The sequence below is a fragment of the Rhodococcus sp. T2V genome (assembly GCF_029269925.1).
Classification (GTDB): domain Bacteria; phylum Actinomycetota; class Actinomycetes; order Mycobacteriales; family Mycobacteriaceae; genus Rhodococcus_F; species Rhodococcus_F koreensis.
Window position 1 is genome coordinate 25251 of record NZ_JARJBD010000050.1, and the last position, 23960, is coordinate 49210.

Below are 23960 nucleotides of genomic sequence, written 5' to 3' on the forward strand. Positions count from 1 at the left end.
ATTACTTGCCTGCTTTCTTGTCGAGTGCGCCGGGGATCCCGGCAGTGGCGGCGAGGGCGGAGGCGAGGTCGTAGAGGGTGCGGCCGCCGCCCTGCTCGAAGCCCTGGAACGGGCCGCTCGGGACGTCCTTGCCGAGCAGTGCGTCGGCGGTGCCGAGCCCACCGAGCTGGTCGAGGACGGCGGCGAGCAGCAGCTGGTTCTGCCGGTGCAGTTCGATCGACGCGTTGACGGCGGCCTCGGTGCGTACGAGGCGGCCGTCGATCCACGACAGCAGCTCCCACGCGGGCATCTGCGTTCCGAACTGGGTGGGGATGGGAATGTCCCAGATGTTTGTCACGGGTACCTCCGGCTTCGGGGTGGGTGCGGGAGTGGTGCCGGGCTGCGGGATGCCGTAGACGCCGAGGTGGCCGTTGTTCAGCTTGTCCGCGAATGCCTTCAGGCGGGCGGCGTCGACACCGATCTGGTAGTGCATCTCGTCGACGCGGGCCCAGTCGCGGCCCCAGAAGATGCAGCCCTCGAACAGCTTCAGACCGGCCCGGACCTTTGCGACGCGGTCGGCCGGCATCGTCAGCCGGGTCCACGGGTACTGGGTGGCGTTGATGTCGACGGCGGTGCCGGACAGGTGGTTGCTGTTGGGGACGTCGTTGTCCCAGGAGAAGCCCCAGTCGTCGCGGGGTTTGAAGCGGTCGATCGGTTCGACGTTGCGGTGGTACCAGATCATCCAGCCGACGAGGACGGTCGCGACATCGCCGCGGCGGACTTCGATCTGCTGGGTGGTTCCGGGCACGGTGACGGTGACGATCTCCGCGGTGTCGACGATGGGCCACCCGTTCTCCGAGCGGGTGTAGCCCTGGTATGAGCGTGTGCCCATGGGTATCTCCTCTGTCGTGGTTACGCCCGTGAGACTGCGACCCAGGGCAGGATGCGGTGGTTGTAGTTCAGTGCGCTGGGCAGGATTTCGGTGGGCAGCGTGTCGAGATTGCTGACGTAGGCGCACTGTCCGGCGGGGAACTCGCTGCCGGACTGCGCGATTCCGGCCTGTGGGATCGCGGCGATCGTGCGAGTGGACCCGAGTGTGGTGGTGCGCTGGAGCTGCGCGACGGCGACCAAGTGCCCCGGCGACACTTCCTCGGTGGTCGGGGAGACCAGCCGGTATTCCTGCTCGGAGCTGGAGATGGTGCCCTTGACGTCACCGGATCCCCACATCAGGCGGAGCTTCTGCAGCTGCGGGTCCCAGATGTAGACACCCATGTACCAGGCCGCGAGCCCGCCCAACCATCCCGACGAGTAGCGGCCGGTGATCATCTTCATCCGGTTGATCGTCATCTTCCGGTCGACCCGGATGAACGTCAGATCGACGGTGCGGTTCGCCGGTTTGTAGGTCGGGAGTTCGAGCGACGACACCGGTTCGTACACGATGTCGTGCTGGTGACTACCGGTCTGCCCACCCGAGCCGTCTCCGTCGCCGCCATTGGCTGTCGCGGTCACGATCGGCCGCGGCACCAGCAGCTGCCGGGAGAACGACGGGATGTCCTGCCCACCCAACGAATCGGACATCGGGGTGATGATCTCGGTCACCATGATGTCCTTGGCGTCGAGCAGGTCCTGAGTGACGTAGCTGATCGCGGACTCGGTCTGGTTCCGCCACCCGAACAGGTCCGCCAGAAACCCACTCAGACCGCTCGACGACGATCCGAAGAACGCCTGCCCGAACTTGCCGAGCAGGTCACCGATGCCGGAGAAACCGCCGAACAGCAGCCCGAGGATCCCCAGGCGACCGAGGTCGTCGGCGAGTTCGCCGACGTCGTCCCAGCCGGTATTCGGCCCGCCGGGAACGAAGTTGTCGGGTGACGTCACGACCCTTCCTCCGGTGGCGTGGTCGTGTTGGGTGCGTCCACCACTTCCCGGAGCAACTCGACCTGCGCCGCGCCGGGGAGCGCGGCGAGCTGAGCACGGATGTGCGCGTAGGGATCGGCACGTTTCGGTTCAGGCATCTTCTTCGACCGCCACTGCCCCGGGTTGTGCGGGTGGATCGGCCCGGACTGCGGCGGGTCGTACCGGTCGAGCGACTCCTCAACAGGCCTGAAGCCCACCCGCTCGAGGTGCCGACACAAGGAGTTGATCTCGTCGGGCTCGAACGTGGCGGGCGCAGACCCGGCGCCGTTCGTCGGCGGATGCATCAGCACGTAGGCGTAGGGGTGCATGTCGGCAGGCAGGGCCGCCTGTAGTTCTTCTGGTGTCACAGGTACCTCCTGGGTTATGTGGCGCTGCTGTGCTGGCGCAGTGTGCTGCTGAGGGCTTCGGCCGCGCGTAGCGCCCGGGTGCCGGCCAGCTCTTCGGATCGGTAGTCGCCGACGTTGATCTCCCACGGCTGGTCGGGATTGGCGCGGTCCCAGGTCTGGCGCACGGAAGCGATGTGCGAGAGCCAGATCCGATCATTGATCTCGAACCCGCAGCGCATGCCGTCGTCGATGTGCAGTCCGACGCGGTAAGGCGCCGCATCGTCGACATCTGCGGCGAACGAGACGTACCCGCGTGCCTTGTGCAGACCTACGCGGATCGTTTGCAGACCGGACGGCGACACGGCGACACCGCCGCCGGCCTCGAACCCGCCCTTGTGCGAGTACGGCCCCATCCGCTCCTTGAGCGGGTAATTGATCCCGATGGCCCAGGCGAGAATGACGTCCTCGACAGCCTTGTCGAAGATGCCGAGCGTGAGCCATGGCATACCGATAGCGCTGCCGAGCAACCCGAGCAGGATGTTCGAAACGAGCTTGGCGCCCTGGTTGATGGAGTCGGGCGATTTGCCGCCCGTCATGATTGAGTGCTCAATTGGCTTGTGTATCACCATCTTCGACTTCAATCCGCGGTGCTGGCCGCGACGGAAGATGACCCACGGCCCGTTCGGGTCGGTGTTGTTGGGGTCGTCGTTCGGGTCGGCAATGGTGACGGTGTCCGAGGTGCCGTCGGATCCGAAGATGCGCAGCAGGTCGAGAATCGGGTCGAGGATCGTGCCGGTGATGCCGGGGATCGTGGCCCGCTTCTTGACGTCGAACACGAACGTCGGCCGGTCGAGGATGAAGTGGGTCGGGCAGGGCTGCGGATCCCCGGGTTCCCACAGGTCGCCGGTGAGTTGCAGTCCGCCGTCCTCGAGCGTGGGGAGGACCAGATCCCAGTAGTCGTCCATCCGTGCGCCGAGCGCGGTCCACGGGCCGACACCATCGCGTGATTCGATGTACGGGATCATCACCATCGGCCACTTCGCATTGTCGAAGTTCGCCTGCCAGTTCGCCGCGTTCCAGATGTCGAAGACCGGGATCCACAACGGTTGCTGCTGCCGCAGCAGGTTCCGATGCGCGTAGCCCTTGATCACCTTGATCGAGTTGCCCCACTGGAAGTCGATCTTCGGCGCCTGGACAGTCAGCGGCGCGAACGTGTTTGGCCAGCACTGCCAGTGTTTGGCCTCGTCGAGGATGTGCCGGGCCAGCGGCCGAACGATCGCCTCGCCGTGCTCGTCCTCGTCGTACTCGATGTCGTAGACCTTGAAACAGGCCTTCTTCCACGGAGAGCGGAACACCAGGAACATGTCGTGATCGAGGGAGAGGCCGTCGATCAGCCACGACGCGAGGTCATCCCGTCCGTCGATGCCGCACGACGCCTCGCCTACCTCGTTGCACATCGTCTCCCACGAGGCGTCGTACTCGCCCTCGACCTCACCGACGAGCGCAAGGTACTTGTCATGGATCGTGACCCGGGTCCGCAGCAGCGCGAGCGCCGCCTCCTCGTACTCCTGGGCGTCGATCGCCGCGAGGTCAGCGTCAAGGTCGTAGCTCACAGACGATCACCCCCAGGGCATCTCGTGGTAGCGCGGCAGGTGGATCCGCAGCTCGGCGGGAACCGCCGAACCCTGCACCTCGACCGGAATCTCGGTCGGCGGGGTTCCCGGTGCGATCTCGTGTAGGAAGTTCACGCCGCGCATGGCTTTCCACACCTCGAAGCCGCCGCCGGCCGCGCGGATGGTCTGGAAGTCCTGCCGGGTCTGGACCCGCCACCCGGTGGTCTGCGGCGGGATCGGGACGGTGCGGCCCGAGATGCCATCCGGCAGGATCCACTTCGTCGCCGGTGTGCCCTCGAACTTCATCCACAGCGGCACGTCGGTCGGGTTGTCGACGACCACCGTGCCGGTGTGCGACCCGACGCCGGGTGTCCAGATGACGGGATCGGTGCCCGACGTCAGGTACGGCCAGCAGGCGACCACGACCATCTCGACGCTGATGCGGGTGGTCTGCATCGACATCCGGCCGACGATCTTCGGATCGCGGTCGAGACGGAGCCGGATCGACCGCTGACCGTCGCCGGTCTTGGTGATGACCTCGTTGTCGTAGTCGTACGACCACACCGCCATCCACTCGGCGAATGCCTTCTCGAAGTCGCGTCGGGTGCGGCCCTCGATCCGGGCCTGGAAGTCGAGGAGGCGTTCCTCGATCTTCGTGACCTTCGGTGTCGAACCGTGCTGATATGCCCGGGAGGTGCGGGTCGGGGTGCGGGGCGCGGGGACCCAGAGTCCGGCCAGGCCGTCCTCGATCCACGCGTCCCGCACCTTGCCCCTCGTCGGGCCGCCGAGCTTGTACTGCGACCCGTTCCACCCGATCATGGTGATCGAGTCGTTCACCAACGCCTCCTGGACTCGGCTCTACGACTCTGGCCGCGCTCACGCTGGTTGACCATGATCTCGACCTCCCTCCTCATTGCCGGCGAGAGCTCACCGTTGAAGTTCCAGCTGTCTCCGCCGCCGACCGGTGCGTACTCGAGCGCTGCCCGATCCGCCCCGGTGAGCACGTCACCCGGTGCGGTCGCGGCCGACTGGACCCGGTCGAGCATCGGGACCAGCGACTCGAACGCCTCGGTCTGCCGCGGCGAGAGGACCCGCTCGGGGCGGATGACGTCCTTGAGCAGGTAGCCCTTGCCCGAGGCGATTCCGCCCTGGTCGTAGAAACCGTTCTTCTCCCAGAACGTCTTCGCGGCGATCGGGTCGCCGTACCGGTCGCGGATGTACTTCGCTCCCGCGACGCCCTGGGTGTACGGGTCTTCGCTCTCGTCGGGCAGGTACTGGTCCTTCGTCGAGCCGAGGAACTGGAACAGGCTGAACGCACCGGAACTTTTGTTGCGTGCCAGCGGGTTCCAACCCGATTCCTTCTGGACGATCCAGTCGGCCGCGGCCCACTGGTCGCCCTCGTTCCAGCCGTACGGCGCGAACGCGCGCTTCACGGCGTCGACGACGGACTCCGGTTGCGCCTTCACCTCGACCGCGGCCGGCGCTTCCACCACCGCCGGGACGGACTCCCCCGCGCCAGGATCGGCCGCCGGGGACTCGGCAGGCTTCTCGTCGTACGTGGCCTCATCACGTGGCCCCGCCTCATCCGAGCGACTGCGGCCCGTCTCGTCGACGAGCTGCATCCCCTCGAACTGGGACGAGAACCCAGCCATGCCGAGCAGGTCGTTCCCCCACTCCGCGAGCAGCGAGGTCCCGATCTGCCCGCCGACACCGCCCCAGTCGATCTCCCCGGCGTACTTGCCCGCCGCGGCCGCGTTCGCCTGCATGAACTGCATCAGGTCCTCAACAGTGCGGACCTGATCCCAGTTCAGGACGGCTTCGGGCTTGCCGGTCTCGTTGCGGACGATCGAGAGCCCGTTCGGGATCCATCCGCCCTGATCGCGGAACAGTCCGCCGATGCCCTTTGCCTTGTCCCAGACCGACCCGAGCAGATCGCCCAGGCCGGTGACCTTGTCGGCCAGGAACTTCGACGTCATGTCGCGGCCCTTGTCGAGGAACTTCGACGGCACACCACGCGACTCCGGCGGGGGCGTGCCGATCGCGGCACCGATAGTGGCCTTGATCGGGTTCAGGAAGAAGTCGAAGATGTCCGTGATCTTCTGCTGCACGAACGACTTCTTCCCGTCCGGAGACGGTCCTGATCCACCACCGCGTCCACCCGACTCGAAGGCGCCGTCGGCGCCGATCGCGAGGTGGAACAGACCCGGGTGCTTACCCGCGAACTGCGCGTTATCCGCACCGACCGCAGGCCCGCCGTAGGCGACGCCATGGCCGCCACCGGACTCGACGTTGACCGTCGCGTACGGGCCGACACCGGTCAGGGTTCCCGCGGTGTGTCCACCGCCGGGCCCGCCCGGGTCGTCATGCACACCAACCGAGAAGCCCTCGCCAAGCCCGGGCACAAACGGCTGGCCGCCGGGGAACGAGCTGGTCCCCCACTTCCTGATGCCGTCGCCGCCGTTGATGATGGCGTCGGCGATCATCGACATGTACCCCGAGCAGTCCTCGAACCCCCAGGTGTACGGGTTGCCGTTCCGCATCTTCGCGGCGCGGTGGCCGTTCTCGAGCTGCGTCTGCCACATCGGGCGGATCTCGCCGCCGTCCTTGTAGGCCGGGAGCAGCCAGTCGAACATGCCCTGCGGGTCGACGTTGCCGTACCCCTTCGACGCCACGCGGGCGCCGTAGGCGTTGAGGTTGTCGCGGCCGACCTGCCGAACGATCTGCCCGCCATCCCATTCGAACGGGATGCCGCGCAGGATCATGTCGCGGATCGCGTAGATCGCGTTGTGGCCGCCGGCCGCCTGCACCTCCGCGGTGGTGACCATGTGCTCGCCGTTCGAGCCCCACATCAGCACGTCGTCCGACGTGCCGGTGCCGGGCCCGAAGATCGGACCACCGGTCGCCCGCTCGGGGATGCCCGCGAGCGGCTGGGCCTGGTCGAGACCGAGCAGCCCTGCAGCCTTGTTCCAGGCCTTGAGGATGCCCTCGTTCCAGACCGTGTTGATCATGAAGTTGATCGGCTTCGCGAGGACACCCTTGAGGCTGTCCCACTTTTCGCCGATCCCCTTCACGACCTCGGTGAAGAAGTCCCTGATCTTGCCCAGACCTTGCGTGAAACGCTCCCACGCGGGCTGCACGACCTGGTCGATGACCCACGAAATCCCCTCGCCGAGCTTGTCCCAGGCGGGCTTGATGAACTTCTCCCAGATCGTGACGAAGAAGTCACCGATGTTCTGGAGACCTCGAACGAATCGATCCCACAGCGGCTGCAGGACATTGTCGTAGACCCACGAAATCCCAGCACCGAGCGCATCCCACGCGGGTTTGATCAGCGAGTTCCACACCCAGCCGAAGAAATCGCCGAGCGCCTGTAGTCCGGCCTTGATCAGCTCGAACCCGGGCTGCAGGTAGGTCTGCCACACCCAGGTTGCGACGTTGCCGATCAGGGTGAACACGCCCTTGATCGCCTCCCACAGCAGCATGGCCGCCGTGATCACGATCGCGATCGCGACCTTGAAGATGGTCTTGATCTGATCCCAGAACGTGGTGACCAGCACGATGATCAGGCCGAGTGGACCCATCACGATCGGCAGGATCAGCTTCCAGTTGTCGCGGATAAACCCGATGACCGCACCGAAGACTTCACCGATCTTGGCGAAGACACCCTTGATGAAGTCCCAGGCCGCGGACAGCGCGGTGGTGATTCCGCTCCAGACCTTCTCCCAGATCGCCTTGCCCAGCTCCGTTTGCGTGAAGAACCAGATCAGGGCTCCGACGAGTGCGGCGATCGCGACGACGACCAGCGTGATCGGCGAGGTCATCACCGCCATAGCAGCGTTGAACGCCCATGTCGCCGCGGTTCCGATGAGCAGCGCTGCGCGGTGCGCGGCCAGGGCGATCGTGTTGGTGCCCAGCGTTGCAGCGGAGCGCCCGGTCGCTGCGGCGAACACACCCTGCGCCACCGAGGCGGCGAACATGGCAGCGTTCCACGCAGTGATCGCGACACCGATGACCTTGACAGCCATGACGGTCGTCAGCAGCAGCGGCGCCAGTGGGGCCAATTTCTCGATGATGGTCGCCAGGTGCGGCGCCACCGCCGCGATAACGTCCGCCCACGGACGGAATGCCTCCACCAGGCCGGGCAGGATCGGAGCCAGGTTGGTCAGCGCCTGACCCAGGGCAGGCATCAGTTCCCGCGCCATGTCCATCAGTCCAGGAATGGCGTCCTGGATCGCCTGCCCCATCGCCGAGAATCCGGGCGCGAGCCCGGACGCGGCTTCCGCACCGAACCCGCGGAACAGCGAGAACAGCGGACCGGCGACGGTGCTGATGTTCTCGAACGTCTGCCGGATCCCGGCGAACGTCGCTTTGAGGTCCTCGGCGCTGATGTTCCGGAGCTTCTCGCCAAGGTCCAGCAGCCATCCGTTGATCCCGGCTCCGCTGTCTGCGAAGGTCTGCGCCGCGGTTCCGAGGACGCTGATCAGCCCGGAGAACACGGAGCCGATACCGCTTTCGCCCTGCGCGAGGCTGCCGAAGAAGCGGTTCGATCCGTCGATCATTCGCTCCCACCCGGCCGTGGCGGCCGGGCTGGAGATCGACGTCGCGATCTGCGATCCGATGTTGCCCAGGGTGGCGGACAGTCCACCGAGGCTCGGCGTGAGCCGGGTGATCAGTCCGCCAAGTGTGCCGAACGAGCCGGTCATCGCTCCGCTGAAGCGGTCGGTGACCTCTTCACGCAGGTTCTTGAACGCCTGCAGAAGCGGTGCGAGTCGCTGCCCGATCATCGCGGCGAACGGGTCGTCTCCCGAGGTCGCCGACTGCTGCGCATCCGCCATGCTCTGGTAGGCGTCCGCCACCGCTTCCGCGGCGTCGATGTTGGCCTGAGCCACGTCCTTCTGCGTCTGCGCGGCATCGGCCTGGGCCTCGCGCAGCTGCTCCTGAGCGTCGACCTCGCGGCCCTTGGCTTCGACCACCTTGTCGGAGCCTTCGATGCCCTTGGCCTGCGCTTCGGCGATCTCGGCGCGCTGCTCCTTGTTCGAGGCCTTGACCTCTTCGAGAGCCTGCTCCGCCTCCTCGACGCCGAGCTCCGCCCGCCACACGTCGAGGGGGTCGGAGTCCCGATTGCCCTTGGTTTCGCGCAGGTTCTTTCTGGCCTCGGCCACGGCCAGGGTTGCGCTCTTCTCGTCGAGAGTCAGGCCCTTGAGGGTCCGCGCGTAGCCGTCGGCGTCGCGCTTGGCCTCCTTCCGGGCGTCGTTGACGTCGTCCTGTGCCTCCTTGACCTTCTTCTGCGCGTCGACGACCCGCTTCTCTGCGTCGACGATCTGGCGGGCGCCCTGCTCGGCGGTGCGGGCCTGCGACTTCTTGGCGCTCTCAACGGCCTTCATCGCCGATGCGCCCTGCGAGGACGAGGTGCTGGCAGCCTTCTGCGCCTTGTCCCACGCCTTCGCACCATCGGACAGTCCGGAGAACGCCATCTTCGCCACGCCGATGGCGGGGCCGAGGATGCCCGCCGCTGCCGCTGCGACGGTTCCCATCGCTGCGGCGACAGCCGTCAGGCCCGCGACAAGCGGACCGGTGGCGAACGACCCCACGACGGAGCCGAGTGCTGACATGGCGCCCAGCGCCACCGCGGACCCGACTGTCACCATGCCCAGAGCGCGGCCGATGCGTGTCAGGGTGCCGATCAGCTTCGACACTGCCGCCATGACCAACAGCGCCGAGGTGACCCGGCCGATGTCCCGCGCGAGGATGTTCGCAGCCGCGGCGGCCAGTCGCAGCAGGCCGGCCAGCTTGGCGACACCCGCACCGGTCATCACCTTCAGCAGGGAGGAGCTGACGAGCAGGCCTGCGCTGAACCCCTTCAGGACCCGTGCGGCCAGCCCGATACCGGCGGCGGCCATCCCGACATTTCTGATGACCGACCGTGCCGCGTCGTTGGCGACCGTGAAACCTACTGCCGCCATCCGCATTCCGGTGCCGATGGCGGAGACGAACCCTGCCGCGAAGCTGCGCCCCTCCTCGCTGCCACGCGAGTTCGAGTTCATCGTCGCGCTCATGCCGTCGACGAACCGGGAGCCGACCGTGCGGCCACCGTTCTCGAAACCCGCAGACAGCCGCTGCAGCAGCGTTGCACTCTCGGCTTCGGCGCGCTTGCTGTCGATCCGAGCCTCGATCCGTGCGACGCGGGTGCCGGCCGTCGAACGCTTCGACTCCGCGGCTTGCAACGCATCGGCCGCGGTCCGACTGTCGCGCTTGGCCTTGGCGACCTTGCCCTCGGCGGCGGCGAGTCGACCGGCGTCGGAGACACCGCGGTTGCGAAGGGCCTGCAGCTCCTTCTCTGCCGAGACGACGTCCTTGGTCGCTGCTACCTCGCGGCGCCGTGCGTCGGCCGCACCCTTGGAGGCGCGATCGAGGTCGGACTTCGCCTTCGCGAGCTGGCGCTCGTCGACCCGGACGTCGATCTCATGCCGGACCGGGTTGGCCTTGATCGCGGTCCGCACCCGCTTGAAGTAACCGCTCATCGACGGCAGAACGTTGACAAAAGCCTCAGCCACTGATCACACCTCCCGAGGTTGGATGCGCCGCGTGTAGCGGCTGCCGAGCAGCTGCGACGAGATGTCGTCGTGCTCGACGAGCGCTTGGTATTCCTCGGCGCGGTCACGTGCGGTCTGCGGCCGCAGTCGACGCGCCGGCGGCTTACCGCCCTTGCCTTTGAACTTCGGGCTCGCACCCCACACGCCGTGCAGGATCTGTCCCAGCGACTCGACTGCCTCGGTGAGCAGCTCGCGTTCGTTAGTCCAGCCCACAAGCGAGGGCCGCTTCGACGGCTTTGGCAGCTCGCCGCGCTGCTCCATCTCGAGGCGCTGCATGGCACGCTCGTCGTCGTCGGCGATCGCCGCGTAGTACCAGCCTCCCTCCGGGAGTGCGGGCAATAGCCGCAGCAGCCGGTTCCAGGGATTACTCAGGTGATCGCGGACCCAGTCGTAGAGCCGTTCGTCGCCGGGCATGGTGAACAGGTCCTTCTCGATCGCCTCGCCGTAGCGGTCGATCTCGTGGACCAGGTACGCCCACCCACAGTCCGGCGGGACGAGAATCCCGAAGTGCTCGCGAATGTCGTCGACGAGGTCGGCGAGTTCGGAGATCGGCCGACGCGCGAAGTGGTCGGCGATCACGTCGGCCTGGTGCTCGCCGACGAGGAGGTCGAGCTGATCGTGGACAGAGGACGTGGTGTCGAGGTCGGCGACATCGGCCGCGTCGGGCACCTCGACGACCAACTCGGGCCCGTCCTCGTCCAGACAGAAGACGAACGGACCGGCGGCCTCCTCGAGGAGAGTCTCGAAATACGAGGCCGCCGACCCGTTGTCGTTGGTCATCGATCAGCGACGACGACCGACACGGCGCCGATCGCGACCGCGCCGGTCAGCTCGGTTCACCGCCTGCTCCGCATCGAACAGCCCGAAGTGCTTCGACATGTCACGTGCGAGGTCGATCAGCGTGTCCGGGTGCTCCGGGCCGATGAAGTCGGCGAGGTCGTCGAACTGGTCACCGAGGAACAGCTTCAGGACACGGCGTGTCGTCCGGGCCTCCTCGATGTCCATGACGGTGTCGGCGTCCGGCTCCTGGACCACGAAGGTGGGCGATTCGCCGATCTGAAACTTGAACGGCTCCTTGCGCTCACGCTGCTCGCCGCCATACTTGCGGACGTTCTGGTCGTCGAGCTGGGTCACGTTGTCGAGGTCCTTGCTCACTGTGCGCCTCCGGTGGTGCGTCGGGTGGTCTTGGTCTTAGGCGCCTCGGACGGCGCGTCGGCGGGTTCGTCGTCGGTCGGCTTCTCGCTCGACTCCGCGGGGGCCTCAGGCACCGGTGGCGCGCCGGGCGCCGCAGCCTGAGTGGGCTCGACGGGCGCAGCCTCGGCGGGAGCAGGCTGGGGTGCGGGCGCGTACCCGGACGCGACCAGCTGCTTGTGCTCGATGTACGAGCTGGGCGTGTAGAGGCGGCCCTTCGGCGACACCAGCGGTGTCGGTGTCCAATCGGCCTTGTTGATGGTGCGCATGTGTCCCACGACGGGACCTCCTTCGATGACGGTCGGTGTGGCGGTCAAGATGCACTGGGCAGGCGGTCGACCGCCGATCCCCGCCTGCCCAGTGCGTTCTCGGGCCCGGCGCGAGGGCCGGGCGTCGGTCAGGCAGCGATGACGATCGACAGCGGCTTCTGCACGCTGCCCGGAGTCACGCTGTCCACGACCTGGACGGTGAAGTTCGACGTGCCCGCGGCGGTCGGGGTGCCGGTGATGGCGCCCGTCGACGCGTTCAGGGCCAGGCCGGCGGGCAACGTGCCGGTCGCGAGCGACCAGGTCTTGGAGCCGGTGCCGCCGGTGACCGTCAGGGTCTGCGAGTAGGGCGTGCTGACGGTGCCGCCGGGCAGCGACGCGGTGGTGATCGTCAGTCCGCCGCGCTTGAATCCGGCGTCCTCGAGGACACGGTTCCAGCCGGGGCCACCGAAGTAGTGGCGCACCGAGACACCGTGCTCGGTGTCGACCGTCGCGTTGACGGTCGTCGGCCACACCAGCGACCCCTCTCCGTCGGAGAGGGTCTGCTCGCCCATCTCGGAAACCTCGCCCGCGTAGAACAGGCGACCGAGGAAGATCCGGTCCTCACCGGTATTGAACTGGGACAGCGACAGGTAGCGCTGCTGCCGGATCGCGGTGATGGCCGGCTGATCGAACGCGATCTCACCGGTCTCCGGATCCGCGACCATCTGCGACAGATCCATGCCGAGGTTGTTCTCGATGTTGTACCGGTTCGCCTCCAGGCCGGTGAACTGGAGTCCGGCGACGTCGGACGTGAAGTCCGACCGGACCGGGTTGGAGTAGCCGACCGCCATGATGTCGGACTTCTCGAGTTCCCGGGTCAGGGTGATCGCGTCGTCCTTGAGCAGGAGACCGAAGTCCCATGCCCCCTCGGGGAGTTCGGCGAGCTGGGAGCTCGAACCTTCGGTGATGTACTCGATCGGGTCGATGTCCATGCCCATCCCGTAGATGTGGGCGCGGTTCGGCTTGAGGATGAGTTCGCGCTGGTGACGCGAGACTTCGAGCTGTCCAATGTCGCTGGCCATGATGCCTCCTGGGCATGAGGAAGGCCCACGACACTGGATGTCGCGGGCCTCGGGTATGTGGGTTGTTCGGTGTGAGTCTCAGCGCCGCCAGGGCTTCTGCAGGCTGAGCGCGTAGAACGCGACCTCGCGGCGCGCGTCCGGGTTCTCGTACGGCTCAGCCTCCGGCGGGGTGTCGACGCGGCATGAGTCGACGCAGATCGGACGTGGTTCGTCCTCCACCGAGATCGCCTGACCGGCTATGCATTCCATCCGGTTCGCGACCTGCCGAGCGAGCTTGGACGCGCCCCGCGGGTCGGGGTGGTGGCAGGTGATCTGCACGCGCGGATAGTCGCTGATGCCGTCATTGCCGCCGCCGACCCGATTGATCTGGATGCCAGTGCCGCCCTCAACGGGTGGCTCAGTATCGGTCTCTCCGGCCGGGGCGAGATACACCATCAGCACTTCCTGAATGTCCGGAAACAGTGTCTCGTCGATCTCGACAGCCATCCGTCACCTATTCTTCCGGTTGATCGCAGCGATTGCGGCCCGCAACCCGTGAACCGCCGACGACCGCCTGGTGCCAAACTCCGCGGCGATAGGGTTGCCGCGACCAGCCCGCGGGACGACGATGCGAGTCATAGGCCGACCATCCCAGCCCCTGCCGTCTTCAAGGTGCGCCGAGCGCGCCATCTCCCCGGTGCCACCACGCGCATTCACGTGCCGCTGGAACGCGTTCAGACCGACCTTGGCGTTCTGTCGAACGATCATCCGGAACTGAGGTGAGTTCATCACCGCCTTCGCGTCTTTCGACGTGAACCTGAACGTCCCTGGTTTCGGATCAGCCATCAGGTGCCCTCCCACTTCTTGAGGTATCCCCAGACATGGTCTGGGGATCCGTCGTCGTCGAACCACGTCTGCAAGTCGCCGTCGACGTGCAACCGCGGACCGATGCCGGTGATATCGAGGACGTTCTCTGTCGACTCCGGGAACCCGGGTGGCGCGTACAGCTCCCACCGGGTGTGACGTTCGATCGGGACGCCTTCGATGGAGGTGACGGGCTGCACCGAGCAGCCGGGGAACTCGTCGCCCGGCTGCTCGGTCATCACGCCACGTTTGCCGCGGATCCGCTCGATAACGCGGACCGTCTGGCTGCCGAGTTCGTCCATGTCAGTCTCCGAACGTCCACGATGGTTTCGCCGACCGCGAGATGCCGAGAATCTGGTGGTGGTACTCGGTGAACACCAGGGACCGCCCGGGGTTGACGAGGGTGCCAGCCCGGGTCACGCCCCCTACTGTCTTCGAGTAGGTGACGTGCCCGGCGTGCTTGGCGGCCGTCAGCGCGGCACGTACGACCTCGATGACGACGAACTGCGCGTCCGGGTCGTCGTCGGCGATGTCCGGCCGCCGTTTCGGATCTCGAATCCACCTGGATGCGGTAGCGATGAGCTGCGCCGCCCAGGGCCCCTCGACGGCGGACAGGGGGCGCCAGCCGGTCACGACGTCTGGGACGGTGACGAAGTCAGCCACGGCGCGCCCTCAGCTCACTTCTGCTCGGCGGCTTCGACGAGGGCGATCAGCTCGTCCTTGTCCTTGCCGTCGACGTCGGTGAGACCGATCGACTTGGCGTAGGCCAGCCACTTCTCGGCGGTCGCGGTGACGCGCGGCTTGCGGGGCTGGTCAGCCGACGTCTGGTTCGGCGTGGTGGGCGCATCGCCGCCGGCGGGCGGCGTGCCAACCTGGTCGTCGCCGTCGCTGTCGTCGTCCGCGGGGTCGGCGGGGTCCGCGGCCTGCACCGCTTCGGCGATCGCACCTGCCTTCAGCAGGCGCTGCGCTTCCTGCTCGTCGAGGTCGCTGATCACATCGCCCCGCCGGTGCTTGATCGCCTTGCTCGGGCGGCCGTTGGCGTCGCGTTCGAGGATCTGGTCGAACCGCAGTGCGGTCAGAACGTACTCGGTCACGGCGTCACCAGCCCGGTCAGCCACAGGCCAGCCTTGGGCTGGTCGAGCGCCATGCCGCGCTCCTGGGTGGCGTCGGAGCGCCACGTCTCCCGCGGGCCACCGTTCGGGCCGTTGCCCTCCGGGTACAGCTCGGTGAAGGTGAGCAGGCGAGCGTCGCCGTAGAAGCCGATGGTGCCGCGCTCGAGGATGAGCGCACGGTCGGCCGGCCACGCCTTCGACACGATGATCTGCAGGTTGTGGATCGTCTCCGGCAGCGCACCGACGTAGGCGATGTTCTGGTCGGCGATGTTGCCCCGGTACACCTTCAGCAGATCGTCGTTGTCCATCAGGATCGGCATGAGCGCGGGGTTCATGACGATCGTGTCGGCTGCGAACTCGAAGCCTTCGTCGTCGCTGCCGCCCTCGCCGACCGTCGGAGCGGCCTGCGAGATCTCGAAGATCGCGTCGGCGATGTCGCGCCGCGGCCGGGAGTTGGTCACATCCCAGGCGGTCGAGACCGGGAAGGTCGGGACGTTCCCGAGGACTGCCTTCGCCGCACGGTCGTTCGTGCGGATGAAGGAATTCTTCAGCGCGGTGACCTGCTTGTTCACGTCGTCGATCTGATTCTTCCGAATCATGTCGAGAGTGACGCGAACGCCCTTGCCGCGCTTGGTCGAGAACACGACCTTCGGGGTTCCGCGGGACGCGTTCGAGACCGTGATCTCGGCGAACTCTGCGAGCTCGTCGATGTCGTCGGCGAGGAACGACGGGTCGCCCTCGGTGTAGGCGAAGATGCCGGAGGTGTTCGCGCCGGCGTTGCGGAGCAGCGCTTCGGCGATGAACTGGTTGGTCAGCAGCTTCTTGAGCTTGGTGGGGATCAGCAGCGGGTTGGCGAGGAAGTCGGCGACAGCAAGTGCCGCGCCGTCCGACCCGCTCACAACGGTCCTGGGTGCCATGGGTTATCTCCTGTGGGTGTGAGGGATCAGGCGATCCGGATCAGGCCAACCGCGTTGGCGGCGACGCCTCCGGGCTGGGTGCAGATGCCGACGATCGTGCGAGCGTCGGGCGTTGCTCCGGCGGGGCCGACTTTGCCCGCCGCGGTCGCGACGAGCTTCTCGCCGCACTTCGCTGCGGCCGAGTACGTCACCCGGGTCTCGGTGCCGCCGTAGGCGACCGAGACGGCCGTGGGGATCGGCATCGCGTTGATGATCGGGCGGCCGATGGCGTCGAACGTGGTGCCGCCCTGCGCGGTCTCCGGGCTCTGCCCGTCGGTGAGCGCGACACCGACGACCCGGAAGCTGCCCGCGGCTGCAGGCTTGACGCGACCGTTGTCGATCGACTCGACGAGCTGGCCACCGAGGACAACCTCGTCGGGGATGAAGGTCTTCGGTCCACCCTGGGTGATCTGTGGGATTGCAGCCATGTCAGTTCTCCTCGATCCAGTTGTTGAACTTGTCGACGGACGTGAAGTCGGTGTCGCCGGTCGGTTCGGGGTCGACGCCGTGGCCTACCTCGGCGAGCGGGACGAGCCCGGAGGCGAGGCTGTTGATCGCCTCGGTGGCGCCCTCGCGGTCAACGCGCAGGGAGTTGAGCCAGTGGTCGCGGCGACCGGGGCCGAACTTCCCAGCCCGAATGGCGGCTTCGACGAGCGACTCGTCGCCTTCGCGGATCTGCTGTGCGCGAGCGGCGCGGCCCTCGTTGGCAGCAGCGACGTAGTCCTCGTGCTGGGCGCGGTCGACGACCACGAGGCCATGCTGGCTCGCGTAGTTCGCGACCTGCTCGGCCGTGGTCTCACCGGCGGTGCGGTTGGACGCCGGACCGGCGGGCTCCTGGGCCTGCTCGGCGAGCACCTCGTCGAGAGCGGCGACCACGGTCGCGTCGTCAGCGTCAGCGGCAGTGCCGAGGCGCTGGGCGAGGGTTTCCTTGAGGGTGGGCATGTCGCCCTCCTTCCTGTTGGTGACCTCTACCGCCTCGGCAGAGGGGACTCGCGGCGCCGGGGCATGTTCCCGACCCGCGAAGCGGAAACGCGACAAGTTGAATGCCGCGGCGAGCTCACCGGCTACGGCGGCGTCGGTGCTGACTCGGTCTGCGAGACCGGCCGCGACGGCTTCCTCTGCGGTGAACCAAGTTTCAGCGGCGACGAGTGCACGCCACTCATCGACCTCGCCACCGGCGCGACGGGCGTACACCGCGGTCAGCGAGTCCGACAGCTTGTCGAGTCGGTCGGCATCGGCGCGCAGGCCTGCGGCATCGCCCTCGGTGTACATCCAGGCCTCGTGGATCATCATCTGCGATCCCTCGCCCATGATGATCTCGTCACCGGCCATGGCCACGACCGACGCGGCCGACGCGGCGAGCCCGTCGATGTAGACGATGACCTTCGCCTCGTGTGACCGAAGAGCATTCATGATCGCGATGCCGTCGAACGCAGCGCCACCAGGCGAGTTGATCCGGACCACGATCTCGTCTGTGTCGAGGGCCTTGATCTGGGTGGCGACCGTCTGCGCATCGGTCTCCATCCAGTAGCTGCCGATGACGCCGTAGATCATGATCTCGGTGGCAGCGCCAGCCTGCGCATTGATCTGGCACCAATCGCGCGATCGGCTGGAAGCGCCAGCGCCGTTGCGGATGGCCATGTTCATCTCCTTCACGTGGTCGTCTCCTCGGTTTCGCTCGGGTCGCCACCGGGCGTCCACGGCTCGGATGGGGCTGGCGTGTCCTTCGCGGGCAGGCCGTACCGCTGACGCGCGTCTTCCTCGAGTGAGCGGTCGAGGCGGATCACTCCGGCGTCGATCAGCATCTTCAGTGCGGCCGCGGTGAGGTCCTGGCGCGACCCGATCTCGTCGAACACGATCTTCGGCGCGGGCTCGTCCTCGCCCCAGTTCAGGTCGACCAGGTCCTCGACGACATGGGCGGTGCCGATGTCGGCGATCGTTTCGCCGAGGGTCTGCACCGACTCCACGAACGGGTCCTCGAGCACGCTGGCGAGAGCGAACGAGCCGCCGCGGTCGAGGTTCAGGAAGTGCGCGAGACCAGCGAGCGCGATCTGCTTGTCCTGGTAGTCGATCGCCTGCTGAATGTCGAGCAGGACACCCTGCACACTGAGCAGATCGAGGGACTGGCCGTTGGCCAGGCCCACGCCGGAGGTCATTCCGCCCGTGAAGTTCGACGCGAGGTCGGCCATGTGGTCGACCTCGGCCTGGTCGTCGGACTTCGATGCGGTACCGACCGGGACACCGATGCCGTTGCGGCGCGCAGCGACTGCCTGCGTCCGCATGAACTCGTCCTTGAGAATCCAATGCTTGTACGCCGGTCGGAGAATCGAGTTCCCCTGCCACTGACCGGGGTCCGGCTCGTGCACGTACGCGACGAGCCGACTGACCGGGATCGTGAACCCGTCCGGAATCGCCGACGCCGCGGTGAGCTTGCCGACCGGCGCTTCCTGCGTGATCGACTCGAGCCCACCGTCGAGCGCGACGGTCATCTTCGAGATCGTCCGCTGCGGCCGCGGCGCCAGCTTCCGCAGCCCGAGCTTGCCATCCGGTTCGATCTGGTAGACCTGCTCGAACATCGAGTGCCCGTACTGCAGCATCAGCAGCACCTGCTGCAGGTGACTGCGCCACGAGAATCGGCCCCGAGTGCGGGTGGTCGGCACGAAGTCCGAGCCCTTGATCCCCAACCTCAGGTTCCGAGCACAGAACTCGGTCACCTCGTCGCGGGCGCCGTTCTGGTCCAGGCGCCACGTCGTGCGGCGGACCGGCAGCCCGATCGCGCGCAGCACCGAGGACGCGCGGCCGTCCTCGCGACCCATCCGGCTGAACACATTCACCGACTCGGGCCACTGCAGCTCGGGCACCTTCTCGGTGTGATCCCACTGCTGCCACTCGGTCCCGCCGCCGTTGACGTAGCCCATCTCGGTGGCCGGTCGCGCAGTCTGCGCCATGGTCACCTCCTTCTTCAGAACGCGACGGTCATCGCGTCGAACGAATCGGCGTGCCCGCCGGTGTGTGTGGTGGTGCGCTCGAACGCGGGCGTGGCCGCGGCCCCGACCACGCGGGACTCGAACGTGAGTAGCGCCCACCGGGCCAGCACGACCGCGAGCAGCGGCGCGTTTCCGGGGTCGCCGTTCGCGTCGACGACCCAGTCCTTGCGCGGCAGCTCACGTTTGGTGGCGTGCTCGACCGCATAACGCAGTGCTGGCTGATCGGCGTGGCAGATCAGACCGTCCTCGGCGTCGTCGACGAACCCCTGGGCCATCAGCGCGGCCTGGTTCGTCGTCGACTTGATCAGCTCGATCTCGGCGGTCTTCATCAGCGGTTCGAGGACCGCCGCCGGCGAGCGGCTGTCCGTTGCGATCGCGCACGGCTCCATCGCCTCATCGACGCGCCCGATCAGGTCGACCATCTCGGGGTTGGAAGCCATCCGCGCGTATCCGACCTCGACGTGAATCCGGTCATCGACCGTGCGCTGCGCGCCAGCGATCACCCAATGCGCGCCGACACGTGCGAGCCCCACGCCGATCGTCCCCAACAGTTGCGGGTAGTCCACGAGCCCGCGCCACTGGTCCTGGGCGACGAGTTGCCATGTCGGCGGGCCCTGGTCCTCGTCGTCCGGCCAGATCCCCATCGCCTCACGGCGCCAGGCATCCTCGTCGGGGATGTTCTCCCGCATACGCAGCATCGATTCCAGCGGCGTGCGATGCGGGTAGGACGGATTGAACGTGGCGAACTTGGACTGATCGTCGGGGTCCGTGTCGGGATCCGCCGAGATCTCGACGTACACCTGGTGAAGGGTCAGGCCGTCGAGCGCCTTCTTCCGCTTCTTGGTGAACGATTCGCCGTCGTCGGTGGGTCGCGGTGGCGTCCCGATGAAGAACACCAGGCCACCGTGCTCGTGCTTCGCGGCGTTCGTTGCCGGCACCATGTCCTCGAGCGCCTTCACGCCGAGGATCTGCGCCTCGTCGAACACCTCGATGTCGATCGCTTCCATGCCACGGCCGAAGCCCTGCTCGCGGGCGCCGAACATGATGATCGACCCGTTCTCGAAGACGATCTCCTGCTCACCGTTCGCGGTACGGATCGCGGCGACATGCGGCCACACCTTCTTCTTCCGCACCATCGACTGCATCGATCGGAAAGTGTTCGTCGTCGTCCGGTTGTGGTGCGACGTCCAGATCACCCGCAGGCCGGGGAACTCCAGGCACAGCCCGATGATCAGGTTGCCAACCGTGTACGTCTTGCCGACCTGACGCGGGATCGAGGCGACCACGCCACCGATCGATGCCGCATACTTTCCGGACTCACGGCACCCGAGCGCGATCTGCCCGAACCCCTGCTGCCACCGGTCGAACGAGACTCCGACGTCCTGCAACCGCTTGTACACCCGCGGGAACTGAGAGGTGACGATCCCCTTCGGGATGACCAGATGCCGAGCGACTTCGGAGAGCTTCCGTTCAGATGGCCGAGGCGTCGTACCGGTCATCGACCGTGCCTGCCAGTAGCGAGTGGTCCGGAGCCAACTCACGCAATGCCGTCTCCAGCGCTCGCAGACGATTGTCGGGCGACTCGTCGTCCTCCCGGGCGTCGATCGCCTCGATCTCGTTCGCGATGTCCTGCAGCCGCTTCGTCAGCGAGGCCAGGTCACGCGGCGGGCAACCCGAGTTCGTGACCGTCTCCGCGATCCGATCTCGCATCGCCACCAGCAGCGCACGGTGCGATCCACTCTTGGCCGCATCTTGCACCGACAGCGGCTCCGGAGCCGTCTCGCCGTCGGCGACTGCGCGTAGTGGCTTCTGAGTAGCCATGTGGCATCACCTCCGATCGGCGGGCCCGCGTGGTGGAAAAAACGCCAGAGAGAGATATTCCTGACTAGAGGATGGCCAGTCAGGAGACCCCCACCCCCTCCATAATTTCGGGGGTGGGGTGTGCTGCGGTGCTGGTCAGGGCCAGCCCAGGAGGCGTATGCCAAGCGGGTCGTCCTCGCCGCGGGTGTCCATCGGGTCGAGCCCGGTGACTGCGGGGCGCAGGTGGTCGCGGCTGCCGTCTCCTCGGGACTTGTTGCAGTACCCGTGCAGGAGTCGGTCGCTGTGTGTTCCACCATGGGCTCGGGCGTGACTGTGGTCGGCGGCGAGCGATCCCGATGCACGATCGGCGGAGGCTGGGTCGAAGTCCCAGTTGCTCGTGCGATCGCGGAACATCGGCAGTGCGCACCACCAACAGGGCGAGCCGTCGACGTGGTCCTTGATGAGGCGCTCACGTTGCTTCTGGTGCTCCCACCCGAGACCGCGGTCAGTAGTGGACGTCACCCGCCGGCCGTCGCCACAGCAGGGCGATCAGGCGTGAGGAGGAGGTCCAGTTGTGCACGCGTGATGTAGGGCTCGGTGTGCCCGTGATCGTTGCGGACACACCAGAGACCATCGGCCCGGGCAAGGACTACGCACTCGTCCTTGTATAGCGATGGGAACCGAAGGGGTGAGACGGCGGTGATGAGACCACCCTGTACGTACGCACTCATCGGGTCACCACCCACACGAGGATGCGGTGGATGACCTCGAAGATGCGATCGAGTATCACGTCCATGTCGACCTCAGATACTGGCTTCGAGCAGTAGGTCGAGGGTGAGTCCGCGGCTGGCCAGGTCGAGTGTGTGGTTCGACTGGAACCAGACTCTGCCGCCGCTGTCGAACTCGATGGTCTCGTCGCCATGCCCATACGCAATGCGCTTGGCTCCGCCTGTGGCACGGGCGTGGGTCGCGGCGAACCGATGGTTCTCGCGCGCCGCCGTCTCGTTCTCGCAGACGACGAGGACGCGGAAGCCTGCACGGGCGGCGAAGACCGCGGCCTGTGCGGCGGAGTTCCTGATCGCCGGGTTGAAGTGGCGAAGGGTGAGTGCCGCTTCACGATCGAGCGCCATGTCATGCCCCCTTCGCGAGGAAGCTGTCGCGTGGGATGCGGATGCGCCGGCGCTTGCGCACCAGTTCGTCGCCGACGACAAGGTGCCGCCCGTTCTCGTCCTTGACGAACGTCGTGCCCTTGAGCCAGCGACGGCTGATCTGCCGGACACTCTCGTCCTCGACGAAGATTGTCTCGGGCCCGAGGATGCGGACCACTTCGCGGTACTCGCGTGTGCCGCGCCGAATTTCAGGGAATGTCCTCGCCATCACTGCCTCCTGGTGTGTGTGAAGTAGATCCGCTCGCAGCTGCGCCAGGGAACAGAGCGCGTGCTTCGATTCCGGTTCCTCGCGTTCGCGGACGAGGCCGGTGACGTATGACGAGCGGAAGATGGTGCGCGTTGTTTTCACCGCGTCGCTGCTCAAAGGGAGCTGCGTTATGCGGGGCCCGGACGCGCGCCCCGGACGGTTAGAGCCTCACCGACTGCGCTGAACAGGATTTCCCGGTGAGACGTAAAAGGCGCGAGAGCTGCATCTCTGCATAACTCTCGCGCCTGCCGGCGTCAGCCTAGCATCTGTGGGTGGTCAAGCTGTGCGGGCTGTTCGGCTCGGCGTGGCGTTGTACAGGGTGAGCGCATCGTTCAGGCTGAACCGCTGGGTTCCATCGTCATCCGCATCGATGGGCGAGAGCTTGCCGCGGCGCACCCAGTTCCGAACCCGCTCGTACGGGACGGTGTCGCCGACCTCGCGGGACAGTGCGGTTGCGAGCTGGTTTGCGGTGTAGCCGTATTCAAGGACCTGGTCGTGGAGATCGGCCTGCATTGCGGTGATGTCGCAGGTAACGGAGCAGGTGCGGCAGGTCCACGCGTCGGTGCCACGCCGCACGTACACACCGAGGCACGAGACGGCCGGCTGCTCGGGACTCTGGCACGGGCCAGCGAACTCTCGGCCCTGCGGTGGGTCGATGGCGTCCTTCGCCCGCTTCCACGCATCGGTGATCTCGTCGACGGCGACGGGTGCCTGCTCGGTGAGGGCGAGGTCGATGACGTGGCCGTCGAGCCAGCGGGCGAAGTGCTGGGCGCGTCCTTCGCCGGGCCAGGGCAGTTTGCGGGCGGTGCAGACGTGGTGTGTCCAGACGCGGAGGGTGCCGTGGAGGTCGTGGGCGGCGTCGGACGCGTTGAGGTCGAGTACGTCTGCGGTGTCGTCGCTGCGGGCCTGCCTGGTGGTTTCCTGGGTGCCGAGTGCGGTCTGCCGTGTGATGGCGTTGTCGAGTTCGTCGACGATCCAGTCGCGGATCTCCTGCAGTCGGGTGGACAGGAGGCTGCGTGCTGACCGGTCGAGGTAGAAGTGATCGGCGTCGGTGATCATGGGCGCGGCTCCTCCAGACGCAGCTTGGACAGTGGGACGGCGACGGACTTCTCGTCAGGCCGGTGAAGTTCGGCATAGGCGATGGGGTTTCTGCGGATCGCTCCGACGCGCCAGTACTTGCCGTCGTGGAACGCGGTCTTGCTCATGCGGGGTTCTCCCAGTTCTGGATTCGGGTGTCGGGGCCGGTGCCCCAGAAGTTGCAGCCGTAGCCGCGGAGGACTCCGGCGGGCGCGTGCTCGCGGATGAAGCCGAGCATCACCTCTTCGGCGTCCTCGTTGGCTGTGTGGATGTACAGCTCGCGCGGCCACCACCGGTAGGCCTGGATCGCGTACAGGAGCGGCATGATCGTCTCGCCGGTGCATCCGAGGTCGTGGTCGAGTGAGATCGCCTCGATCTGGTGGTTGGCGTCTTCCGCGACGAGCAGCAGCTCCCGGGCGTCGCGGCAGTCCTGGGCGAGGAGCCAGCCGCGGGGCGCGGGTCGTTCGTCGTCGACGAACAGCTTCATGGTGTGACCTCCCGGCCGCATTCGACGCAGACGATCGGCACTCCGTAGCCGGTGACCTGGCGCCCTTCGAGGCAGACACGGGCGTTGAACCAGGCGCTTCCGCACTCGCAGAGGAACGTCGGGACGCTGGGCCCGCGTCGGCTGTCGAGCGAGATCACGTCGCCGCTCATCGCGCACTGTCCTTCCGTGATCCGATTGGCTCGTTGTAGATGGTCACCAGCCGGTAGCAGTCCGGCCCGTCGCCCTTGTTCGGGTGGCACAGGTAGTGGGTGACGCCGGCACCGGCGAACCGTGGGCCCGAAGCGCTCGCCATGATGAGCCGACGACGACCAC

Annotated in this window: 29 protein-coding genes; all 29 read right to left on the reverse strand. The window is 66.9% G+C overall.

Going from position 1 to position 23960, the window contains the following annotated elements; all coding sequences use genetic code 11:
• Position 1 precedes the first annotated feature (1 nt).
• The 29 genes from P3H15_RS32595 to P3H15_RS32735 all read right to left on the reverse strand — a co-directional run bounded on the left by P3H15_RS32595 (position 2) and on the right by P3H15_RS32735 (position 23940).
• Entirely contained in the window at positions 2–871 is an 870-nt protein-coding gene (locus P3H15_RS32595) for a M15 family metallopeptidase (protein WP_276141007.1), read from the reverse strand.
• Positions 872–891: 20 nt separating this feature from the next.
• Entirely contained in the window at positions 892–1857 is a 966-nt protein-coding gene (locus P3H15_RS32600; protein ID WP_276141008.1) for a hypothetical protein, read from the reverse strand.
• Positions 1854–2243: a hypothetical protein gene (locus P3H15_RS32605; protein WP_276141009.1), complete on the reverse strand. Its 390-nt coding sequence runs from the start codon at positions 2241–2243 to the stop codon at positions 1854–1856. The genes P3H15_RS32600 and P3H15_RS32605 overlap by 4 nt, the downstream gene beginning before the upstream one ends.
• 14 nt (positions 2244–2257) lie before the next feature.
• Positions 2258–3835: a hypothetical protein gene (locus tag P3H15_RS32610; protein WP_276141010.1), complete on the reverse strand. Its 1578-nt coding sequence runs from the start codon at positions 3833–3835 to the stop codon at positions 2258–2260.
• A 6-nt stretch (positions 3836–3841) separates the two neighbouring features.
• Positions 3842–4672, reverse strand: a complete 831-nt coding sequence (locus P3H15_RS32615; protein ID WP_276141011.1) for a hypothetical protein — start codon at positions 4670–4672, stop codon at positions 3842–3844.
• Positions 4669–10389, reverse strand: a complete 5721-nt coding sequence (locus P3H15_RS32620; RefSeq protein ID WP_276141012.1) for a transglycosylase SLT domain-containing protein — start codon at positions 10387–10389, stop codon at positions 4669–4671. The genes P3H15_RS32615 and P3H15_RS32620 overlap by 4 nt, the downstream gene beginning before the upstream one ends.
• 3 nt (positions 10390–10392) lie before the next feature.
• Complete coding sequence (locus P3H15_RS32625; RefSeq protein WP_276141013.1) at positions 10393–11208, reverse strand: hypothetical protein; 816 nt, start codon at positions 11206–11208, stop codon at positions 10393–10395.
• Between the two features lie 3 nt (positions 11209–11211).
• Entirely contained in the window at positions 11212–11583 is a 372-nt protein-coding gene (locus P3H15_RS32630; protein WP_276141014.1) for a hypothetical protein, read from the reverse strand.
• Positions 11580–11888: a hypothetical protein gene (locus P3H15_RS32635; protein ID WP_276141071.1), complete on the reverse strand. Its 309-nt coding sequence runs from the start codon at positions 11886–11888 to the stop codon at positions 11580–11582. The genes P3H15_RS32630 and P3H15_RS32635 overlap by 4 nt, the downstream gene beginning before the upstream one ends.
• 128 nt (positions 11889–12016) lie before the next feature.
• Positions 12017–12949, reverse strand: a complete 933-nt coding sequence (locus P3H15_RS32640; RefSeq protein WP_276141015.1) for an Ig domain-containing protein — start codon at positions 12947–12949, stop codon at positions 12017–12019.
• 78 nt (positions 12950–13027) lie between these two features.
• Complete coding sequence (locus tag P3H15_RS32645) at positions 13028–13435, reverse strand: hypothetical protein (RefSeq protein WP_276141016.1); 408 nt, start codon at positions 13433–13435, stop codon at positions 13028–13030.
• Between the two features lie 3 nt (positions 13436–13438).
• Entirely contained in the window at positions 13439–13774 is a 336-nt protein-coding gene (locus P3H15_RS32650) for a hypothetical protein (RefSeq protein WP_276141017.1), read from the reverse strand.
• Positions 13774–14094: a hypothetical protein gene (locus P3H15_RS32655; protein ID WP_276141018.1), complete on the reverse strand. Its 321-nt coding sequence runs from the start codon at positions 14092–14094 to the stop codon at positions 13774–13776. Before P3H15_RS32655 ends, P3H15_RS32650 begins: the two co-directional genes overlap by 1 nt.
• A 1-nt stretch (position 14095) precedes the next feature.
• Entirely contained in the window at positions 14096–14455 is a 360-nt protein-coding gene (locus tag P3H15_RS32660) for a hypothetical protein (protein WP_276141019.1), read from the reverse strand.
• Positions 14456–14469: 14 nt separating this feature from the next.
• Complete coding sequence (locus tag P3H15_RS32665) at positions 14470–14886, reverse strand: lipase chaperone (RefSeq protein WP_276141020.1); 417 nt, start codon at positions 14884–14886, stop codon at positions 14470–14472.
• Positions 14883–15821 carry a hypothetical protein gene (locus P3H15_RS32670; RefSeq protein WP_276141021.1) on the reverse strand — a complete coding sequence of 313 codons (939 nt, stop codon included), beginning with the start codon at positions 15819–15821 and terminating at the stop codon, positions 14883–14885. Before P3H15_RS32670 ends, P3H15_RS32665 begins: the two co-directional genes overlap by 4 nt.
• 26 nt (positions 15822–15847) lie before the next feature.
• Positions 15848–16288, reverse strand: coding sequence for a hypothetical protein (locus P3H15_RS32675; RefSeq protein WP_276141022.1), 441 nt, complete (start codon positions 16286–16288; stop codon positions 15848–15850).
• Between the two features lies 1 nt (position 16289).
• On the reverse strand, positions 16290–17507 hold the full coding sequence (locus P3H15_RS32680) for a head maturation protease, ClpP-related (protein WP_276141072.1): 1218 nt from the start codon (positions 17505–17507) through the stop codon (positions 16290–16292).
• 5 nt (positions 17508–17512) lie between these two features.
• Positions 17513–18808: a hypothetical protein gene (locus P3H15_RS32685; protein WP_276141023.1), complete on the reverse strand. Its 1296-nt coding sequence runs from the start codon at positions 18806–18808 to the stop codon at positions 17513–17515.
• Positions 18809–18822: 14 nt separating this feature from the next.
• Positions 18823–20346: a terminase gene (locus P3H15_RS32690; RefSeq protein ID WP_276141024.1), complete on the reverse strand. Its 1524-nt coding sequence runs from the start codon at positions 20344–20346 to the stop codon at positions 18823–18825.
• Positions 20318–20668: a hypothetical protein gene (locus tag P3H15_RS32695; protein WP_276141025.1), complete on the reverse strand. Its 351-nt coding sequence runs from the start codon at positions 20666–20668 to the stop codon at positions 20318–20320. The genes P3H15_RS32690 and P3H15_RS32695 overlap by 29 nt, the downstream gene beginning before the upstream one ends.
• A gap of 135 nt (positions 20669–20803) precedes the next feature.
• Positions 20804–21169, reverse strand: coding sequence for a hypothetical protein (locus P3H15_RS32700; RefSeq protein WP_276141026.1), 366 nt, complete (start codon positions 21167–21169; stop codon positions 20804–20806).
• A gap of 281 nt (positions 21170–21450) precedes the next feature.
• Complete coding sequence (locus P3H15_RS32705) at positions 21451–21777, reverse strand: hypothetical protein (RefSeq protein ID WP_276141027.1); 327 nt, start codon at positions 21775–21777, stop codon at positions 21451–21453.
• 1 nt (position 21778) lies between these two features.
• The gene (locus tag P3H15_RS32710; protein WP_276141028.1) at positions 21779–22165 is read right to left on the reverse strand and encodes a hypothetical protein; all 387 of its coding nucleotides are present in this window, start codon (positions 22163–22165) and stop codon (positions 21779–21781) included.
• A 174-nt stretch (positions 22166–22339) separates the two neighbouring features.
• Positions 22340–23122, reverse strand: a complete 783-nt coding sequence (locus P3H15_RS32715; protein WP_276141029.1) for a hypothetical protein — start codon at positions 23120–23122, stop codon at positions 22340–22342.
• The gene (locus tag P3H15_RS32720) at positions 23119–23268 is read right to left on the reverse strand and encodes a hypothetical protein (protein WP_276141030.1); all 150 of its coding nucleotides are present in this window, start codon (positions 23266–23268) and stop codon (positions 23119–23121) included. Before P3H15_RS32720 ends, P3H15_RS32715 begins: the two co-directional genes overlap by 4 nt.
• Positions 23265–23627, reverse strand: a complete 363-nt coding sequence (locus P3H15_RS32725; RefSeq protein WP_276141031.1) for a cyclic-phosphate processing receiver domain-containing protein — start codon at positions 23625–23627, stop codon at positions 23265–23267. Before P3H15_RS32725 ends, P3H15_RS32720 begins: the two co-directional genes overlap by 4 nt.
• Positions 23624–23797, reverse strand: a complete 174-nt coding sequence (locus P3H15_RS32730; protein WP_276141032.1) for a hypothetical protein — start codon at positions 23795–23797, stop codon at positions 23624–23626. Before P3H15_RS32730 ends, P3H15_RS32725 begins: the two co-directional genes overlap by 4 nt.
• Positions 23794–23940, reverse strand: coding sequence for a hypothetical protein (locus P3H15_RS32735; RefSeq protein ID WP_276141033.1), 147 nt, complete (start codon positions 23938–23940; stop codon positions 23794–23796). Before P3H15_RS32735 ends, P3H15_RS32730 begins: the two co-directional genes overlap by 4 nt.
• Positions 23941–23960: the final 20 nt, after the last annotated feature.

What these genes read in the sequence shown, in the direction of transcription:
- P3H15_RS32635 (WP_276141071.1), bottom strand. Translation starts at nt 11,888, where the DNA reads ATGCGCACCATCAACAAGGCCGATTGGACACCGACACCGCTGGTGTCG.
- P3H15_RS32730 (WP_276141032.1), bottom strand. Translation starts at nt 23,797, where the DNA reads ATGAGCGGCGACGTGATCTCGCTCGACAGCCGACGCGGGCCCAGCGTC.
- P3H15_RS32725 (WP_276141031.1), bottom strand. Translation starts at nt 23,627, where the DNA reads ATGAAGCTGTTCGTCGACGACGAACGACCCGCGCCCCGCGGCTGGCTC.
- P3H15_RS32715 (WP_276141029.1), bottom strand. Translation starts at nt 23,122, where the DNA reads ATGATCACCGACGCCGATCACTTCTACCTCGACCGGTCAGCACGCAGC.
- P3H15_RS32680 (WP_276141072.1), bottom strand. Translation starts at nt 17,507, where the DNA reads ATGAACATGGCCATCCGCAACGGCGCTGGCGCTTCCAGCCGATCGCGC.
- P3H15_RS32720 (WP_276141030.1), bottom strand. Translation starts at nt 23,268, where the DNA reads ATGAGCAAGACCGCGTTCCACGACGGCAAGTACTGGCGCGTCGGAGCG.
- P3H15_RS32675 (WP_276141022.1), bottom strand. Translation starts at nt 16,288, where the DNA reads ATGGCTGCAATCCCACAGATCACCCAGGGTGGACCGAAGACCTTCATC.
- P3H15_RS32595 (WP_276141007.1), bottom strand. Translation starts at nt 871, where the DNA reads ATGGGCACACGCTCATACCAGGGCTACACCCGCTCGGAGAACGGGTGG.
- P3H15_RS32695 (WP_276141025.1), bottom strand. Translation starts at nt 20,668, where the DNA reads ATGGCTACTCAGAAGCCACTACGCGCAGTCGCCGACGGCGAGACGGCT.
- P3H15_RS32640 (WP_276141015.1), bottom strand. Translation starts at nt 12,949, where the DNA reads ATGGCCAGCGACATTGGACAGCTCGAAGTCTCGCGTCACCAGCGCGAA.
- P3H15_RS32655 (WP_276141018.1), bottom strand. Translation starts at nt 14,094, where the DNA reads ATGGACGAACTCGGCAGCCAGACGGTCCGCGTTATCGAGCGGATCCGC.
- P3H15_RS32705 (WP_276141027.1), bottom strand. Translation starts at nt 21,777, where the DNA reads ATGGCGCTCGATCGTGAAGCGGCACTCACCCTTCGCCACTTCAACCCG.
- P3H15_RS32690 (WP_276141024.1), bottom strand. Translation starts at nt 20,346, where the DNA reads ATGACCGGTACGACGCCTCGGCCATCTGAACGGAAGCTCTCCGAAGTC.
- P3H15_RS32645 (WP_276141016.1), bottom strand. Translation starts at nt 13,435, where the DNA reads ATGGCTGTCGAGATCGACGAGACACTGTTTCCGGACATTCAGGAAGTG.
- P3H15_RS32670 (WP_276141021.1), bottom strand. Translation starts at nt 15,821, where the DNA reads ATGGCACCCAGGACCGTTGTGAGCGGGTCGGACGGCGCGGCACTTGCT.
- P3H15_RS32650 (WP_276141017.1), bottom strand. Translation starts at nt 13,774, where the DNA reads ATGGCTGATCCGAAACCAGGGACGTTCAGGTTCACGTCGAAAGACGCG.
- P3H15_RS32625 (WP_276141013.1), bottom strand. Translation starts at nt 11,208, where the DNA reads ATGACCAACGACAACGGGTCGGCGGCCTCGTATTTCGAGACTCTCCTC.
- P3H15_RS32685 (WP_276141023.1), bottom strand. Translation starts at nt 18,808, where the DNA reads ATGGCGCAGACTGCGCGACCGGCCACCGAGATGGGCTACGTCAACGGC.
- P3H15_RS32735 (WP_276141033.1), bottom strand. Translation starts at nt 23,940, where the DNA reads ATGGCGAGCGCTTCGGGCCCACGGTTCGCCGGTGCCGGCGTCACCCAC.